Raw genomic sequence first — 16,951 nt, 5'->3', positions numbered from 1 at the left:
GGGGAATGTTCAGGACTGGTTGTCACCCGGGAGCGACTCCCGACCACCGAGGGCGACCGTCGCATATCTGGGTGCAGAGCAAAGCACGCGCGAGGGTGGGGAGCACGTCGCCCGACGTCACTGCGGGTAGTGAGAGCGGCACGGGTTCGCTCCCCCAGATGCTGACGGGCAGTCGGTCGGCAGCGAAGCCGTACGTGACGCGGGCGGCGGACGGTGGCCGGCGGCGTGGGCCCGCGGGTCGTCGTCGCCGCCCCACCTGGGGAGCAACCGCCGCGACCCACCGGGCCGGCGGGCCGCCGATCGGCAATGATGGGACGGGCGGGGGGATCGGGCAGGGCGCGAGGGGGCGACGTGAGCGACGAGATTCTGGAACGCACCGGCGGAAAGTACGTCGAGCCGGGCGGCGAGTTCACCCGGGACCAGCGGTACATCGCCACCCGGATCACGGCCGACGGGCGGGACGGCTGGCCGGTGGAGCCCGGCCGGTACCGGCTGGCGGTGAGCCGGGCCTGCCCCTGGGCGAACCGGCTGATCATCGTACGGCGACTGCTCGGGCTGGAGGACGCCATCTCGATGGCGGTGGCCGGGCCCACCCACGACAAGCGGAGCTGGACGTTCGACCTGGACCCGGACGGCCGCGACCCGGTGCTGGGCATCGAACGGCTGGCCGAGGCGTACTTCCGGCGCTTCCCCGGCTACGAGCGGGGCATCACCGTGCCGGCGCTGGTGGACGTGCCGAGCGGCCAGGTGGTCACCAACGACTACGCGCAGATGAGCCTGGACCTGTCCACCGAGTGGACCGCGTACCACCGCGACGGCGCGCCGGAGCTGTACCCGGAGCCGCTGCGCGCGGAGATCGACGAGGTCAACGCGGCGGTCTTCGCCGACGTGAACAACGGCGTCTACCGGTGCGGCTTCGCCGGCAGCCAGGACGCGTACGAGAGGTCGTACCGCCGGCTCTTCGACCGGCTGGACTGGTTGAGCGAGCGGCTGGCCGACCAGCGGTACCTGGTCGGTGACACCGTCACCGAGGCCGACGTACGGCTGTTCACCACGCTGGTCCGGTTCGATCCGGTCTACCACGGCCACTTCAAGTGCAACCGGCAGAAGCTGGCCGAGATGCCGGTGCTGTGGGCGTACGCGCGGGACCTGTTCCAGACCCCGGGCTTCGGCGACACCATCGACTTCGACCACATCAAGCGGCACTACTACGAGGTGCACCGGGACATCAACCCGACCGGGGTGGTCCCGGTCGGGCCGGATCTGGCGAACTGGCTCACCCCGCACGGCCGGGAGGCCCTGGGCGGCCGGCCGTTCGGCGACGGCACTCCCCCGCCGCCCCCGCCGCCGGCCGAACGGGTCGAGCCGGCCCACACCCCGCTGGGCTGAGGCGCGTACCACCCCGCCGCGCCCAGAGCCCCCCGCGCCCCAGCCCGCTGGGGTGAGTCCCGCACCGCGCCGACAGGTGGTCGCCTCGACGGCCCGCCCACCCGGGAGTTCCGGGGTGGGCGGGCCGTCCGGTGACAACGGACACACCCGAACACATCGACGTTCTTCGTTGCGTAACACGACATTCAATTGAAAATGATCGACTTAGGGGGTTCCTCGTCCGGCCGACGCGCCGACGTCGAACCGTACGGTCCACAATGGACTACCCCTGAGGAGGGTCGAACCTTGCGCAAGCTGGGTGGCAGAACGGTACGCCTCGGCGTACTCACCGGAATGCTCACCGGCGCGTTGGTCGCCGCCGTCTCCGGTCCGGTGGCGGCGGCCCCGGACCCGGCGCCCGGCCGGGCCGCGCCCGCCCCGCTGCGGGCCGGCGGCCCGGAGTACGCGCCGGACCGGTACGTCGTGGTGCTCTCCGCGCCGCAGGCCGACGCCGACCGCGTCGCCCGGACCGCCCGCACCGACCGCGCCGCCGCGCTCGCCGAACGGGCCGGCGGCACCGTGCTCAACCGTTACCGGCACGTGCTCGACGGGTACGCGGCCCACCTGCCCCCGGCCGCCCTGGCCGCGGTGCGCAACGACCCCGCCGTGGCGTACGTCGAGCGGGACACCCGGATCCGGGGCGGCCTGACCAGCACCGGCGGAGTGTCGATCCAGGCCACCCAGCCGAACCCGCCGTCCTGGGGGCTGGACCGGATCGACCAGCACTACCTGCCGTTGAACAACAGCTTCGGGTACACCTCGGCCGGCGCCGGCGTCACCGTGTACGTGGTCGACTCGGGCATCCGGGCCAGCCACGTCGACTTCGGCGGCCGGGCCAGCGGGGTCTACGACGCCGTCGGCGACGGCAACGGCACCAACGACTGCCACGGGCACGGCACGCACGTGGCCGGCACCGTAGGCGGCGCGACGTACGGCGTGGCCAAGTCGGTGACCATCAAGGCCGTCCGGGTCCTCAAGTGCGACAACTCCGGCTGGACCACGGACCTGATCGAGGGCGTCGACTGGATCGCCGGGAACCACGACCCGGTCTCGGTGGCGAACTTCAGCCTCCAGGGCTACGGCACCGCCCCGAACACCGCCGTGGAAAACATGATCAACACGGGTGTGTACCCGGTCTTCATCGCCAACAACTTCAACACCGACGCCTGCACGAACGGCCCCCGGTCCAGCCGGGGCGTCACCGTCGCGGCCACCGACAGCACCGACAACCGGGCCTCGTTCTCCAGCTACGGCACGTGCGTCGACATCTTCGCCCCGGGGGTGAACATCACCTCCGCCGGCATCGCCTCGAACACCGCCTCCGCATCGGGCTGGTCGGGCACCTCGATGGCGGCCCCGCACGTCAGCGGCTGGCTGGCGCGTTACCGGCAGCAGAACCCCACCCACTCGCTGGCCACGGTCAAGAGCGCGCTGATCAGCGCGGCCACCACCGGCGTGGTGATCAACCCGGGCCCCGGCTCGCCGAACCGCCTGCTCTACCGCTCCCCCACCCAGTAACCCTCCCCGCGACCGACCCCACGACCGGCCCCGCCTGACATGATCCACTCCGTTTCGGCGATAACGCGCCGTCGACCCCGACGGTCACACCCTTATCGGCGAGACGGAGTGGATCAAGGCGGGCCAGCAGGCCACGCGGACCGGGCCAGCAGGCCACGGGACGGGTCAGCAGGCGAGCGGACGGGGTCAGAAGGCCACGCGGACGGCGGCGGTGAGCACGAGTTGGCCGAGGGCGGCGGGGACCAGGACCAGCCAGCAGAGCCGCTGGAGCTGGTCCTCCCGCAGCCGCGGATAGGACACCCGGAGCCAGATGATCACGAACGAGACGGCGAACACCTTCAGCAGCGTCCAGAGCCACCCGAGCTGGGCGTCGGCGAACGGGCCCTGCCAGCCGCCGAGGAACAGCACGGTGGTCAGCGCGGCGATCACCACGATGCCTACGTACTCGGCGAGCAGGAAGAACGCGAACCGCAGACCGGTGTACTCGGTCATGTACCCGAAGACCAGCTCCGAGTCGGCCACCGGCATGTCGAACGGCGGACGCCGGATCTCGGCCAACCCGGCCAGGAAGAACACCACCATCGCCGGGGCCTGCCAGAGCAGCCACCAGGGCCGCCACGCCTCGACGATGCCGGACAGGCTGAGCGTGCCGGCCGCCATCGCCACCGAGGCGGCGGCCAGCACCAGCGGCAGCTCGTAGCCGAGCAGTTGGGCCGCCCCGCGCAGCCCACCGAGGAGGCTGTACTTGTTGGCCGACGCCCAGGCCGACATGAGCACCGCCACCACGCCGACCCCGACCACCGCCAGGACGAAGAACAGGCCGATGTCCAGCGGCTGCCCGACCAGGTCACCGGGGCCGAGCGGGATCACCAGCAGGGCGAGCAGGTACGGCACCAGCGCCACCGCCGGGGCCAGCCGGAACACCGGCCGGTCCGCCGCACGTGGGGTGACGTCCTCCTTCTGCACGAACTTCACGCCGTCGGCGATGAGCTGCGCCCAGCCGTGGAACCCGCCCGCGTACATCGGGCCGAGCCGGCCCTGCATGTGCGCCATCACCTTGTGCTCGACCTGCCCGACGAGCAACGGCAGCGTCAGGAACGCGACGAGCACCCCGCCCACCCGCAGGGTCAGCTCCAACCAGAGCGGCATCAGGCCGTACCCCCGTCGTCGTCAGCGGCGGGCCGCGCCGCCGGCGGATCCCCGGCAGCCGGCGGGTCCGGCACGGCCGGCGTCGAGCGGTCCGGCGCGGACGACGGGCCCGACGCGGACGACGGGCCCGGCTGGTCCTGGGGGGCCGGCATCGACGGGTCCGGCGCGGCCGTCGCGGGCCAGCGGGCCGGGCGGGGCGCGCGGGCCGGGCGGGCCGGGACGCCGCCGCGCGGGCCCTCGCCCACGCCGGCCGCGCCGGCCGGGGTGGGCACCACGCCCCACTCGCCCGGGGCGGGCACGCCCGGAGGTCGGATCGGCCGGCGACCGCCGCCCGCCTCCGACTCGCCCGGCTCCTTCGCGCCCGGCCAGGGCTTCGCCACCCGGGAGGCGAGCACGAACTCCTTGCGCAGCGGATGCCCCTCGAACTCGGGCGGCAGCAGCAACGGCCGAAGGTCGTCGTGCCCGGCGAAGGTGATACCGAACATCTCGTACGTCTCACGCTCGTGCCAGGCCGCGCCCGGATAGACGGCCACCACCGACGCCAGCTCGGCCCGGTCCCGGGGCACCCGGGTCCGCAGCAGCAGCCCGTGCCGGTGGACCGTCGACCAGAGGTGCGCCACCACGTCGAAGCCGGCGTCCAACTCGTCGACGGCCGACAGCCAGTCGAAGAAGTCGAGGCCCAACCCGGCGTCGTCGCGGGCGGCCCGGAGCGCGTCCGCCCAGCGGGCGACCGGCACGTCCACGGTCGCGCGCGCGTACCCCTGCCCGCCGGACGTCGTCGCCACCGCCGCGTCGTCCGCGACCAGCTCGACCAGTCGCCGCCCCACCTCCGCCGCCTCCATGTCCCCGATCCTAGGGCCCACCCGGCCCTCCGAACCCGCCCGCGGTCCCGTCCCCGCCCACCGGACCCCACGCCACCGCCCCCGCCGTACGGCCGCGCCCACGCCGCCACCGCCGAGTCATGATCATCCGGGACAAGCGGGTGTGGACGCCGGTGGCGGCGGGGACGATCAGGAGATGCGAGCGATAACGGTGACGGCGGGAGTGGCGGACACACTGCGGCTGGACGACGGGTGGCCGGAGCCGCGCCCCGAGGAGGGCGCGATCCTGGTCGAGTCGCTGGCCGTGGGGATCTGCGGCACCGACCACGAGATCGTCGCCGGGGAGTACGGCCAGCCGCCGCCCGGCACCGACACGCTGGTCGTCGGGCACGAGTCGTTGGGCCGGGTGCTGGAGGACCCGACCGGCACGCTCCGCCCCGGTGACCTGGTGGCCGGCATCGTCCGGCATCCGGACCCGGTGCCGTGCGTCAACTGCGCGGTCGACGAGTGGGACATGTGCCGCAACGGCCGCTACACCGAGCACGGCATCAAGGAGCTGCCCGGTTTCGCCCGGGACCGGTGGCGGGTGCCGCCCCCGTTCGCCGTCGGCCTGGATCCCGGCCTGGCCGAGGTGGGGGTGCTGCTCGAACCGGCGAGCGTGGTCGCGAAGGCGTGGGAGCACATCGAACGGATCGGGCAGCGCGCCGAGTGGCAGCCGAAGACCGTGCTGGTCACCGGGGCCGGGCCGATCGGCCTGCTCGCCGCGCTGCTGGCCAGCCAGCGCGGGCTGACCGTGCACGTGCTGGACCGGACGACCAGCGGGCCGAAGCCGGCGCTGGTGGCGGCGCTCGGGGCGACGTACCACACCGGCCCGGTCGCCGAGCTGGAGGTCGAGCCGGACATCACCCTGGAGTGCACCGGCGCGCCGAACGTGGTGCTGGACGTGATGTGCAAGGCCGGCCACAACGGCATCATCTGCCTCACCGGCGTCTCCAGCGGCGGACGCACCATCGACTTCGACGCCGGGGCGCTGAACCGCACCCTGGTGCTGGAGAACAACGTCGTGTTCGGCTCGGTGAACGCCAACCGGCGGCACTGGCAACTGGCCGCCGCCGCGCTCGGCCGGGCCGACCCGGAGTGGCTGGCCGGCCTGATCACCCGCCGGCTGCCGGTGGAGGCGTACGAGCAGGCGTACACCCCCACCGCCGACGACATCAAGGTGGTGCTGGACTTCACCCGCTGAGCCGACCTCAGAGGCCGGGGAGCTGGCCGTTACGGAACAGGTCGACGAAGAGCTGGTGGTCCTGGCGGGCCTGGAGGCCGTACGCGTGGGCGAACTCCACCAGGTACGTCACGAAGCCGTCCCGGTCGGCGTCCACCGCCGCCACGATCGCCTCCTCGGTCGAGTAGTCGACCAGGTCGTGGCTGGACTCGTCGTCGGCCACCGAGTGCATCCGGGCCACCGCCCGACCCAGGTCGGCGATCACCCCGGCCAGCTCCTCCGGCTCGTTGACGTCGGCCCAGTCCAGGTCGGCCGCGTACGGGGAGACCTCGGCGACGAGCTGGCCCACCCCGTCCAGCTCGGTGAAGCCCAGCCACGGGTCGGCGTGCGCCTGCAACGCCCGCTGCGACTCGGCCGTACGGTGACCCTGGTGTTTGAAGTAGCCACGGACCCGCTCGTCGTCGACGTGCCGGGCCACCGCGGGCACCTGGGCCTGCTTCATGTAGATGATGACGTCGTTCTCCAGGGCCTGGGTGTGCCCCTCCAGCAGCAGGTTGTACGACGGCAGCCCGGCCGAGCCGATGCCCACGCCCTTGCGCAGCACCACGTCCTTGACCTGCGCGGCGACCGGCCGCAGCCCGGAGGCCGACGGCGGCAGCGTCTCCAGGTAGCCGCCGAACGCCGCGCACACCGCCGCCCGGGTGTCGGCGTCCACCTCGTAGACCCCGTCGCCGAGGGAGAACCGCCGCTCGTAGTTGTCGACGGTGGTCTGCGCGGCGAGCAGGTCGACCCGGGTGTTCAGCCGGGCCTGCTGGAGCACCCGGCGCAGCACCCCGTCGGCGTTGTCCAGGGTGATCGAGCCGATCGCGTCGTCCCCGCCGTGGGCGATGGCGCTCAGCTCGGCCAGGTACGACTCGGCGAACGTGGTCACCAGGTCGCTGATCACCTGGTCGGAGAGTGCCTTGGCGTACCCGATCAGCGCGACGCTCGCCACGAACCGCTTAAGGTCCCAGGAGAACGGTCCGACGTACGCCTCGTCGAAGTCGTTGACGTTGAACACGAGCTGCCCGGAGGCGTTCATGTAGGTGCCGAAGTTCTCCGCGTGCAGGTCGCCGTGGATCCACACCCGGCTGGTCCGCTCGTCGAGGAACCGGTCGTCGGCGTACTCGCCGCGCTGGTCGGCGTAGAACAGGGCGGCGCTGCCCCGGTAGAAGGCGAACGGGGAGGCCGCCATCTTGCGGAACTTGCGCCGGAAGGCCGCCGGATCGAGGGCCATCGACGCGCCGAACTCGGCGATGAGCACGTCGACGATGTGAGCGGACCGGCGGTCCACGGTCTGGGTCATGGCCGCTCAGGTTAGCCCCCGTCCACCACCCTCCCCGGCTGCCCCCGCGCGTGCGCCCAGCCGACGAACCGTTCGCCGAGCAGCCGCAGCTTCGCCGGTGGGCACGGCCAGGCGATCCCGCAGGCCCGGCACCGCCAGGTCGTGCCCCGGGCCGGCTGGCGGACCGCCGGCCCGGGGCACACGAGCACCGCCGCCACCACGACCGCCACGTCCGCCGATGCCGAGGAGCCATCGGTACGGGTCTGAGCACACGTCGGAAGGCCTCCTGCGGGGCCGGCGCCATGCGGTGGAGCGCCTGTCGAGCTGCCCCGGATATGGGGCAGCGGCAATGGACCGAACAATCCAGGCATATCCCCGAAAGGGCGAACGGCTCGATCGGGTCTGTACGGGGAGCCGGGAGATCGCAGACGACCGTCGGAAAGATCCGGCAGGGCGGAGGGTGGGCGCACGGACGGGGCAGCTCGACAGGCAAACCGAAGGTGTACCCCGCGCTGACCGGGCAGCGTGGGTCGCCGCGTCGAGAGCAACGGGTGACCGCCCCGCGGCCTCAAGGCGGGCGCGGGAGCCCTGACGGGCGTCCTGCGACAGCCACGCCAGCAGGAAAGTCGCGCAGCTCGTCAAGACCGACGAGCTGGTCAGGGGGCGTTCGGGGGGCGTACCGGTGGGGCGGTGAGAGACTCGACCGGGCGGGGCGGCGCGGCGGTCGGCGCGTCGGCCGGGGAGGCCAGCGGGTCCGGACGGGGCACGCCGCCGATGCCGGACCGCTCGGCGGCGATCTTCTCCTGGAGGCGCAGGATGCCGTGCAGCAGCGCCTCCGGGCGGGGCGGGCAGCCGGGCACGTAGACGTCGACCGGGATGAGCTGGTCGACGCCCTTGGTCACCGAGTAGGAGTCCCAGTACGGGCCGCCGCAGTTGGAGCAGGCCCCGAAGGAGATCACGTACTTCGGCTCGGGCATCTGGTCGTACAGCCGCTTGATCGCCGGGGCCATCTTGTCGGTGACCGTGCCGGAGACGACCATCAGGTCGGCCTGGCGGGGGCCGTGCGCGAACGGGATCACGCCGAGCCGGATGAAGTCGTGCCGGCCCATGCTGGTGGCGATGAACTCGATCGCGCAGCAGGCCAGCCCGAAGTTGAACACCCAGAGCGAGTAGCGGCGACCCCAGTTGAGCACGAACCGGATCGGCTCACCGAGCACTGCCGGCAACTGCACCTCGGCCCTCCTCCACTGTCCCCGAGTTGACAGTCAACCACAGCGGCCGGCGGGGCGAACGGCGCAACCTGTTCCGGCGACGGCACGGGTGACCGGTGTGACCGCGACGGCCGGCCGGTGTCGGTTTTCCGGCAGTGGCGGGGCGCAACGATCCCGGCAGATCCACACGTGTGATGTCCGGACGCGCCATCCGGGCGCGCACGGGGACAGGAGAAAGACCGATGAACGCAAACGTCATCCGGCGTCGGAGTCTGGCGGTCGGGGTCGCCGCCGCGCTGACCGTACCGATCGCCCCGACCGTGGCCGGCGCCGCCACCGGCCCGACGGGCGCCCCGGGCGCCACCGGCGGCGGGGTCACCGTCGACGTCGGCCGGCTCGTGCTGGACCCGACGTCCCGGGGCTACCAGGGTCAGGTGACCATCACGGTCAGCAACGGCAGCGCGAAGGCCGTCAGCCACGTGCGGGTCACCGAGCCGGTGGCCGGGTCGTGGCAGGGCACCCTGACCGACGAGCTCTGCATGACCACGGGCCCCGTCGAGTACCGCCGCTCGTTCGACTGCGCGGTCCACGTCCCGCCCGGTCAGAGCCAACGGCTCACCGCCCGGTTCGAGGTGCTGACCGCGCCGCAGCCGTACCCGATGTACGCGACCGGCGGCCAGGTGGGCGTCAAGCTGGGCCACTCCGCGCCGGTGACCGCGCGGCAGGACTTCCGCACCCTGTTCCGGTCCACCTCGGGCAGCTCCGACGGCGTCCGCCCGTACCGGCAGGACACCACCGGGGACGCGGGCATCGTCACCCCGCCCGAGGTGCTGCTGACCCGGGAGGCCGACGGCCGCTTCACCGGCTGGATGCGGGTCTCCGCCCGCTGGGACAGCGACGCCCCGCACAGCTCGCTGGAGGTGCGCTCGGCCCTGCCGGACGGCATGGACATCGTCGACATGGACCCGGTGGACCTGCCGGTCTTCGCGACCTACTTCGTGGTGCCCGGTGGGCGGCTGGCCGAGGGTGAGGAGCGCTCCTTCCGGATCAGGTTGACCGCTCCGGCGGGCAGCCCGGTGGGGACGCTCGGCACCGGCGTCTTCACCGTGTCGAGTCACTACGAGGGCGGCGACGTCCCCGACCGTGACCCGGCGGACGACACCGCCTCGTTCACGGTGGTCACCGCCGAGGCGTGACCCCGGCCGGCCCCCGCGCCGGGGCCAGGGGCAGGGTCGGCGGGCGTACGTGCGGCTCGGGGGCGCATGTCCGTCCGCCGACCCCGTGGCCGGGAACCCGGTCGGCGGGTCAGTAAACGGGACGTTGGAGCAGGCTGACGAACTCGACGAGCAGCCGTTCCCGCAGGGCCGGCGGCGCGGCGTCGAGCAGCGTGTTCACCGGGGCCATCCGGTCCGGCAGGCCGACGCCGCCGGTCAGTCCGAGGCCGGCGGCCAGCCCGGTGACCAGCTCCGGGGTGAGCGCCTCCGGAGGCAGCGACGACGCCAACGCCAGCAGCTCGTCCGGCAGCTTCACCGGGCCGGCGGCGCGGGCCGCCGCCACCGCGTCGGCCAGGTCCGTGCCGAAGCCGGCGGCCTGCGGGGCCACCGAGGCGGTCACGGTCAGGTGGACGCTGGCCGGCAGGTCGGCGTACGCCATCTGGGGTTGGGTGTGCCAGCCCCGCGCGGTCAGCTCGTCGACCAGCGTGAACAGGTCCAGGTCGGGGTCGTCGGCGGCGAAGCAGACCACCGTGGACTCCGGCTCGGCCAGCAGCCGCAGCCCGTCCACGCCCCGGACGGCGTCGGCCAGCCGGTCGACCGCCTCCAGCGTGCGGCCGGCCAGCTCCAGGTAGCCGGCGTCGCCGAGGTGCCGCAGGGTGGCGTACGCGGCGGCGATCGGCCCGCCCGAACGGGTCGACGCGACCACCGGGTTGATCATGGCGTAGCCGGGCCAGTCGGCGTACGCGAAGTACTGCGGGGCACGCAGCGCCGGATCCCGGTGCAGCAGCACCGACACGCCCTTCGGGGCGTACGCGTACTTGTGCAGGTCCACCGAGATCGAGGTGACCCCGTCGACGGAGAAGTCGAACGCCGGCACCGGCCGCCCGAGCCGCCGCAGGTACGGCAGGGTCCAGCCGCCGAAGCAGGCGTCCACGTGGCACCGCACGCCGGCGCGGGCGGCCACCGCCGCGATCTCCTCGACCGGGTCGACGACCCCGTGCGCGTACGACGGGGCGGAGCAGACCACCAGCACGGTCTCCGGTCGGATCGCGGCGGCCACGGCGGCGACCGCCGGACGCAGCGTGACCTTGTCGACGGGCACCGGATCGAGCGCCACCCGCAGGTAGTGCGCCGCCTTCGCGAACGCCGCGTGCGCGCTGACCGGCACCACCATCCGCGGCTCGGCGATCTCCGGGTGGGCGTCCCGGGCGGCCTTCACGGCCAGGATCAGCGACTCGGTGCCGCCGCCGGTCACGCTGCCGACCGCCTCCGGGGCGCCGCCGCCCGGCCCGCCGCCGAGCAGCGTCGCCGCCGCCCCGACGAGCGCGTTCTCCATCGCCAGCAGGGACGGGAACGCGGTCGGGTCGAGCCCGTTGACGTGCGCGCTCAACCCGTGGGCCGCGCCGGCCAGCTCGTCCAGGCCGGGCACGGCCGGGTCGTAGACGTACGCGAAGAGGCGTCCGCCGTGGGTGGGGCGGTCGGCGGCGCGCAGCGCCCGGATCTCGGCGAGCGCCTGCTCGGCGGGCACCCCCACCGCCGGCAGCGCGGGCGGCGGCCCGGCTGCGGCCGTACCCGGACCGTCGCTCGACGGGCCCGGACCGGTCGGCTCCGCGTGGTCGCTCATCAGATGATCACGTCCTTCGGTACGGGGTCGGTGGGCGGCCCGGCGGGGGCCGGCCCGTCGGTGGGCTGTCGGACGGCGGCGAGCCGGGCGGCGGTCAGGTCGTAGCGGCGCAGCAGGAGCACCACCGGGCCGACCAGCAGCGCCGGCAGCACGGTGAAGCCGAGCAGCACGCCGAGGCGGGCCGAGTCGGACTGCGCCGCCGCCGAGCCGGTCGCCGAGGAGGCGTACCCGGAGACCTGGAGCACCAGCCCGTAGATGCCCGGCCCGAGAGCCAGCCCGAAGGTCTCCCCCGCCGTCCACACTCCGGTGAACACCCCCGCCTGGCGACGGCCGGTGCGCGCGGTGTCGTACGCGATGCAGTCCGGCAGCATGGCCAACGCGAACACCTGCTGCCCGGCGTAGCCGCAGCCGACCAGGGCGACCAGCAGGTAGACCGCCACCGCCGGCAGCACGGGCGCGGCGACCAGCCCGGCCGCGCCGAGCGCGAACAGCGCCGAGGCGACGACCAGCCCGGCCCGTTTGCCCAGCTTGCGGCCCAGCCTGGTCCACACCGGCATGACCAGCAGGGCCGGGCCGACGAAGCAGGCGAACAGCACGGTCGGCCCGGTCTCCGGCGCGGCCATGATCTGATCGGCGAAGTAGTTGACGCCGGCCAGGATGGTCGCCACCCCGGCGGACTGCACCACGAAGCAGATCAGCAGCACCCGGAACGGGCGGTTGCCGGCGGCCACCGCGAGCTGGGCGCGCAGGCTCGGCTCGCTCTCCGTCACCTCGCCGGCCGGCGCGGACCGGGTGCCGAGGAACGCCCCGAGCGCGCCGACCACGATCAGCGCCGCCACGAACAGCCCCATCCAGCGGTACCCGGGCACCCCGTCACCGCCGGCGGTCACCACCAGCGGCGCGACCGCCCCGGACACCAGGATGGCCACCGCCAGCACGGCGATCCGCCAGCTCATCAGCCGGGTACGTTCGGTGTAGTCGTCGGTCAGCTCGGCCGGCATCGCCACGTACGGCACCTGGAAGAACGCGAACGCGGTGGCGGTCGCCAGGAAGGCCACCGCCACGTACGCCCCGGCGACGCCCGGCCCCGCCCCGTCCGCCGGCCCCGTCCCGAACGGCGCGGCGAAGATCGCGGCGAACAGCACGGCCAGGGCCAGACCCCCGAGGAGCAGGTACGGCCGGCGGGCGCCCCAGCGGGAGCGGGTCCGGTCCGAGATCCGCCCGGCGACCGGGTTGACCAGCACGTCCCACGCCTTCGGCAGGAGCACCAGCAGGGCAGCCACCCCGGCGGCGACGCCCAGCGTGTCGGTCAGGTACGGCAGCAGCAGCAACCCGGGCACGGTGCCGAACGCCCCGGTCACCAGGGAGCCCAGGGCGTAGCCGAGGTGCACCCGACGGGGCAGCTCGGCCGGCGGCGCGCTCATGAAGCCGAATGCTACTCACGTCACCCCTGCTGCGGTGACCAGGCGGCGGCGGAGATGTCCACGCCGTTCCCGCGCAGCGGGGCGCCCTCGGCGCGCAGTCGGGCCAGGGCCTCCCGCTCGTGGCCGGGTGGCAGCCGACCCGCCGCGTTCACCACCCGGTGCCAGGGCACCCCGCCGCCGTGCCGCGCCATGATCGACCCGACCAGCCGCGCCGACGCCCGACCGGAACGCTCGGCCAACGCGTCCGCGACCGCCCCGTACGACATCACCCGGCCCGGCGGAATCCGCTCGACCAGGTCGAGCACCGCCTCCACGTACTCGTCAGGAGTCACGACCAGCCACGATATGGGAACGGCGGCGGGCGGGGCGGAGCCGACCGCGCAGAATGGGCGGGTGCGCGAAGAAGTCACGGCAGCCCGACGGATCGTAGTGAAGATCGGCTCCTCCTCGCTGACCACACCGGCCGGCGGCCTGGCCGACGACCGGGTGACCGCGCTGGTCGACGCGCTCGCCGCGCGTACCGGCTCGGGTCGTGAGGTGGTGCTGGTCTCCTCCGGCGCGATCGCCGCCGGCCTGGCCCCGCTCGGCCTGCCGCGACGCCCGCGCGACCTGGCCACCCAGCAGGCCGCGGCCAGCGTCGGGCAGGGCCTGCTGATCGGCCGGTACGCGGCCAGCTTCGCCCGGCACGGCCTCACCGTCGGGCAGGTGCTGCTCACCGTCGACGACGTGACCCGGCGGGCGCACTACCGCAACGCGTACCGGACCCTGCGCCGGCTGCTCGACCTGCGGGCGGTGCCGATCGTCAACGAGAACGACACGGTCGCCACCGAGGAGATCCGGTTCGGCGACAACGACCGGCTGGCCGCCCTGGTCGCCGCCCTGGTCCACGCCGACCTGCTGGTGCTCCTCTCCGACGTGGACGCGCTCTGGACCGGAAACCCGGCCAGCCCGTCCGCCACCCGGATCCCCGAGGTACGCGGCGAGGAGGACCTGGCCGGCGTGGAGATCGGCGGCGCGGGCCGGGCCGGGGTGGGCACCGGCGGCATGGTCACCAAGGTCGAGGCGGCCCGGATCGCCACCGGCTTCGGCATCCCGGTGGTGCTCACCGCCGCGCCGCTGGCCGCCGCCGCCCTGGCCGGCGCGCCGGTGGGCACGCTCTTCCATCCGGTACGCCGACGGCCGACCGCCCGCCTGTTCTGGCTGGCGCACGCCACCTCGCCCCGGGGGCGGCTGCACCTGGACCCGGGGGCGGTGCAGGCGGTGGTGGGCCGACGCAAGTCGCTGCTGCCCGCCGGGATCACCGCCGTGGACGGGGCGTTCACCGCCGGCGACCCGGTGGACCTGGTCGACGTGCGGGGCGCGCCGGTGGCCCGGGGGCTGGTCAACTACGACGCGGTGGAGCTGCCCGGCCTGCTCGGACGGTCCACCTCCGAGCTGGCCGCGGCGCTCGGCCCCGGCTACGAACGTGAGGTCGTCCACCGCGACGACCTGGTGCTGCTGTAGGCGGACCCCGACCCGGGGGCGCCACCCACCTGAGGAGTGAGATGAGCGTTTCGGAGCAGGCCCGTCGGGCGCGGGAGGCGGCCGGCGAGCTGGCCGTGGCGACGCGTACCGCCAAGGACGCCGCGCTGACCGCGATGGCCGACGCGCTGGTGGCGCGTACCCCGGAGATCCTGACCGCGAACGGGGCGGACCTGGCGGCCGGGCGCGCGGCCGGGTTGAGCGCGGCCGTGCTGGACCGGTTGGCGTTGGACGCGGGCCGGGTGGCCGACATCGCCGACGCGTTGCGGCAGATGGCCGCGCTGCCCGACCCGGTGGGTGAGGTGGTGCGCGGGTCGACCCTGCCGAACGGGCTGGAGCTACGGCAGATCCGGGTGCCGTTCGGGGTGGTCGGGATCATCTACGAGGCCCGGCCGAACGTCACGGTGGACGCGGCCGGGATCTGCCTGAAGTCCGGCAACGCGGCGCTGCTGCGCGGCTCGTCGTCGGCGGCGAACTCCAACGCGGCGCTGGTCGCGGTGCTGCGCGACGCGGTCGCCGACACCGGCCTGCCGGCGGACGCGGTGCAACTGCTGGACGCGTCCTCCCGCGACTCGGTCAAGGAGCTGATGCGGGCCCGGGGCCTGGTGGACGTGCTGATCCCGCGCGGCGGGGCGTCGCTGATCCGGACGGTGGTCGAGGAGTCGACGGTGCCGGTGATCGAGACCGGGGTGGGCAACTGCCACGTGTACGTGGACGCGGCAGCCGACCTGGCGAAGGCCGTGGCGATCACCCTGAACGCCAAGACGCAGCGCCTGTCGACCTGCAACACCGCCGAGTCGCTGCTGGTGCACGCCGGGGTCGCCGACGCGTTCCTGCCGGCGGTGCTGGCCGCGTTCGCCGAGGCCGGGGTGACCGTGCACGGCTCCCCGGAGGTCGCCCGGCACTCGGCGGCGGTGGTGCCGGCGACCGACGAGGACTTCGCCACCGAGTACCTGTCGGCGGACATCTCGGTCGCCGTGGTCGACTCGCTGGACGCGGCGGTCGCGCACATCCGCCGGTACGGCAGCGGCCACACCGAGGCGATCGTCACCGACTCGCAGGCGGCGGCCCGGGAGTTCGTGGCCCGGGTGGACGCGGCGGCGGTGATGGTGAACGCGTCGACCCGGTTCACCGACGGCGGCGAGTTCGGGTTCGGCGCGGAGATCGGCATCTCCACCCAGAAGCTGCACGCCCGGGGCCCGATGGGGCTGCCCGAGCTGACCAGCACGAAGTACGTGGTCACCGGCGACGGCCACCTGCGCGGCTGACCGCCTCCGCCGGGGTCGCGGGCGGCCGGGTCGAGGCGCGGCCGGGCTGCCGGGCGCGCCGTTCGGTGGAGGGTGGTCGGCCGTACCGTGGATCATGGGCTGGCCGAAAAGCCAGCCCGACACGCTGGCTCAGCGTATCGTATTCCTGACAGTCAGTGACGGAGAAAAATGATCATATGTAGCCCATGATCACCCCCACTCCGTTGATGGAGATCACCACCGGTTACTGGGCATTCAAGACGCTCGCCGCCGCCGTCGAACTCGACCTGTTCGGGCGGCTCTCCGGAGGGCGGGTGGTCACACAGCAGGAGGTCCAGCAGGAGCTCGACCTGCCCGAACGGCCGGCGGACCTGCTGCTCGCCGCCTGCGCCTCACTCGGCCTGCTGGAACGCTCCGGCACCGGCTACCGCAACACCGAGCTGGCCGAGCAGTTCCTCGTGCCGGGCCGGCCGCACTACTTCGGCGGGCAGGTGCGCTACTGCGACGAGCGCACCTACCTGCCGTACCACCGGCTCGGTGAGGCGCTGCGCGCCGACAGACCGCTGACCTGGGACCCGCAGACCCAGGAATCGCTGTTCACCACCGCCGACCCGGGCATGCTGGCGATGTTCTGGGAGGCGATGTACTCGACGTCCAGCTTCACCGCCCGGTCGCTGGGCGAGGCGTACGACTTCGGCGCGCACCGCCGGCTGCTCGACGTCGGCGGCGGGGCCGGGGCCTTCCCGGTCGAGCTGTGCCGCCGCTACCCGCAGCTGCGGGCCACCGTGTTCGACCTGCCGCACGTCCGGGCCAAGGCGGAGGAGAAGATCACGGCGGCCGGACTGGCCGACCGGATCGGCACGGCCAGCGGGAACTTCCTCACCGACCCGGCCCTGCCCACCGGCCACGACGTGATCCTGCTCAGCATGATCCTGCACGACTGGAACGAGACGCAGAACCGGGCCATCCTCGCCCGCTGCCACGCCGCCCTGCCCCCCGGCGGCGCGATCGTCGTCTGCGAGCTGCTGCTCGACGACGACCGGACCGGCCCCCGGTCGGCCGCCCTGATGGGGATGACCATGCTGGTCGAGACCGAGGGCGGCCGGAACTACTCCGGCGCCGAGTACGCCGACTGGCTCGTCGACGCCGGCTTCACCGACGTCCGCGTCGTCGCGTTCGACGCGCCCGGGGCCAACGGCGCGGTGATCGCCCGCCGCCCGTAGGCGTGCCGCCACCCGCCGCGAGGGG

At 73.8% G+C, this 16,951-nt stretch carries 15 protein-coding genes; 7 read left to right on the top strand and 8 right to left on the bottom strand.

Annotated elements, in window-relative coordinates:
• Nucleotides 1-351 precede the first annotated feature (351 nt).
• Together O7606_RS23505 and O7606_RS23500 are read left to right on the top strand one after the other, a co-directional pair.
• Entirely contained in the window at nt 352-1,389 is a 1,038-nt protein-coding gene (locus tag O7606_RS23505) for a glutathione S-transferase C-terminal domain-containing protein (protein ID WP_281596187.1), read from the top strand.
• A 285-nt stretch (nt 1,390-1,674) separates the two neighbouring features.
• Nucleotides 1,675-2,946, top strand: coding sequence for a S8 family peptidase (locus O7606_RS23500; RefSeq protein WP_281596186.1), 1,272 nt, complete (start codon nt 1,675-1,677; stop codon nt 2,944-2,946).
• A 186-nt stretch (nt 2,947-3,132) separates the two neighbouring features.
• On the opposite strand, the gene O7606_RS23495 is transcribed toward O7606_RS23500, so the two are convergent.
• Nucleotides 3,133-4,095: a complex I subunit 1 family protein gene (locus O7606_RS23495; protein ID WP_281596185.1), complete on the bottom strand. Its 963-nt coding sequence runs from the start codon at nt 4,093-4,095 to the stop codon at nt 3,133-3,135.
• Entirely contained in the window at nt 4,095-4,937 is an 843-nt protein-coding gene (locus tag O7606_RS23490) for an NADH-quinone oxidoreductase subunit C (protein ID WP_281596184.1), read from the bottom strand. Before O7606_RS23490 ends, O7606_RS23495 begins: the two co-directional genes overlap by 1 nt.
• A 175-nt stretch (nt 4,938-5,112) precedes the next feature.
• On the opposite strand from O7606_RS23490, the gene O7606_RS23485 reads away from it, so the two are divergent.
• Entirely contained in the window at nt 5,113-6,159 is a 1,047-nt protein-coding gene (locus O7606_RS23485; protein ID WP_281596183.1) for a glucose 1-dehydrogenase, read from the top strand.
• A 7-nt stretch (nt 6,160-6,166) separates the two neighbouring features.
• On the opposite strand, the gene O7606_RS23480 is transcribed toward O7606_RS23485, so the two are convergent.
• From O7606_RS23480 to O7606_RS23470, 3 genes are all read right to left on the bottom strand, one after another.
• Nucleotides 6,167-7,483 carry a DUF2252 domain-containing protein gene (locus O7606_RS23480; protein ID WP_281596182.1) on the bottom strand — a complete coding sequence of 439 codons (1,317 nt, stop codon included), beginning with the start codon at nt 7,481-7,483 and terminating at the stop codon, nt 6,167-6,169.
• An 11-nt stretch (nt 7,484-7,494) separates the two neighbouring features.
• Complete coding sequence (locus tag O7606_RS23475) at nt 7,495-7,692, bottom strand: hypothetical protein (protein WP_281596181.1); 198 nt, start codon at nt 7,690-7,692, stop codon at nt 7,495-7,497.
• Between the two features lie 426 nt (nt 7,693-8,118).
• The gene (locus tag O7606_RS23470; RefSeq protein WP_281596180.1) at nt 8,119-8,694 is read right to left on the bottom strand and encodes an NADH-quinone oxidoreductase subunit B; all 576 of its coding nucleotides are present in this window, start codon (nt 8,692-8,694) and stop codon (nt 8,119-8,121) included.
• A gap of 221 nt (nt 8,695-8,915) precedes the next feature.
• Between O7606_RS23470 and O7606_RS23465 the strand changes: the two genes are divergently transcribed.
• On the top strand, nt 8,916-9,869 hold the full coding sequence (locus tag O7606_RS23465) for a hypothetical protein (RefSeq protein ID WP_281596179.1): 954 nt from the start codon (nt 8,916-8,918) through the stop codon (nt 9,867-9,869).
• Between the two features lie 109 nt (nt 9,870-9,978).
• Here the strand turns inward: O7606_RS23465 and O7606_RS23460 are convergent, their stop codons facing one another.
• The 3 genes from O7606_RS23460 to O7606_RS23450 are packed head-to-tail and all read right to left on the bottom strand — an operon-like array spanning nt 9,979 to nt 13,267.
• Nucleotides 9,979-11,511, bottom strand: a complete 1,533-nt coding sequence (locus tag O7606_RS23460; RefSeq protein WP_281596178.1) for an aminotransferase class V-fold PLP-dependent enzyme — start codon at nt 11,509-11,511, stop codon at nt 9,979-9,981.
• The gene (locus tag O7606_RS23455) at nt 11,511-12,935 is read right to left on the bottom strand and encodes an MFS transporter (protein WP_281596177.1); all 1,425 of its coding nucleotides are present in this window, start codon (nt 12,933-12,935) and stop codon (nt 11,511-11,513) included. Before O7606_RS23455 ends, O7606_RS23460 begins: the two co-directional genes overlap by 1 nt.
• Nucleotides 12,936-12,955: 20 nt before the next feature.
• Nucleotides 12,956-13,267, bottom strand: a complete 312-nt coding sequence (locus O7606_RS23450; RefSeq protein ID WP_281596176.1) for an MGMT family protein — start codon at nt 13,265-13,267, stop codon at nt 12,956-12,958.
• Between the two features lie 13 nt (nt 13,268-13,280).
• Here O7606_RS23450 and proB point away from each other — a divergent pair, with 13 nt between their 5' ends.
• From proB to O7606_RS23435, 3 genes are all read left to right on the top strand, one after another.
• The gene (gene proB, locus O7606_RS23445; RefSeq protein WP_281596175.1) at nt 13,281-14,438 is read left to right on the top strand and encodes a glutamate 5-kinase; all 1,158 of its coding nucleotides are present in this window, start codon (nt 13,281-13,283) and stop codon (nt 14,436-14,438) included.
• Between the two features lie 41 nt (nt 14,439-14,479).
• A complete protein-coding gene (locus O7606_RS23440; RefSeq protein ID WP_281596174.1) occupies nt 14,480-15,724 on the top strand; it encodes a glutamate-5-semialdehyde dehydrogenase in 1,245 nt (414 codons plus the stop codon).
• A 185-nt stretch (nt 15,725-15,909) separates the two neighbouring features.
• Nucleotides 15,910-16,926: a methyltransferase gene (locus O7606_RS23435; protein WP_281596173.1), complete on the top strand. Its 1,017-nt coding sequence runs from the start codon at nt 15,910-15,912 to the stop codon at nt 16,924-16,926.
• Nucleotides 16,927-16,951: the final 25 nt, after the last annotated feature.

The organism is Micromonospora sp. WMMD882 (assembly GCF_027497255.1).
In the GTDB taxonomy this organism is placed as follows: domain Bacteria; phylum Actinomycetota; class Actinomycetes; order Mycobacteriales; family Micromonosporaceae; genus Micromonospora.
Note: the sequence above shows the minus strand (reverse complement) of the source record. Positions and strands in the feature narration are given on the sequence as shown.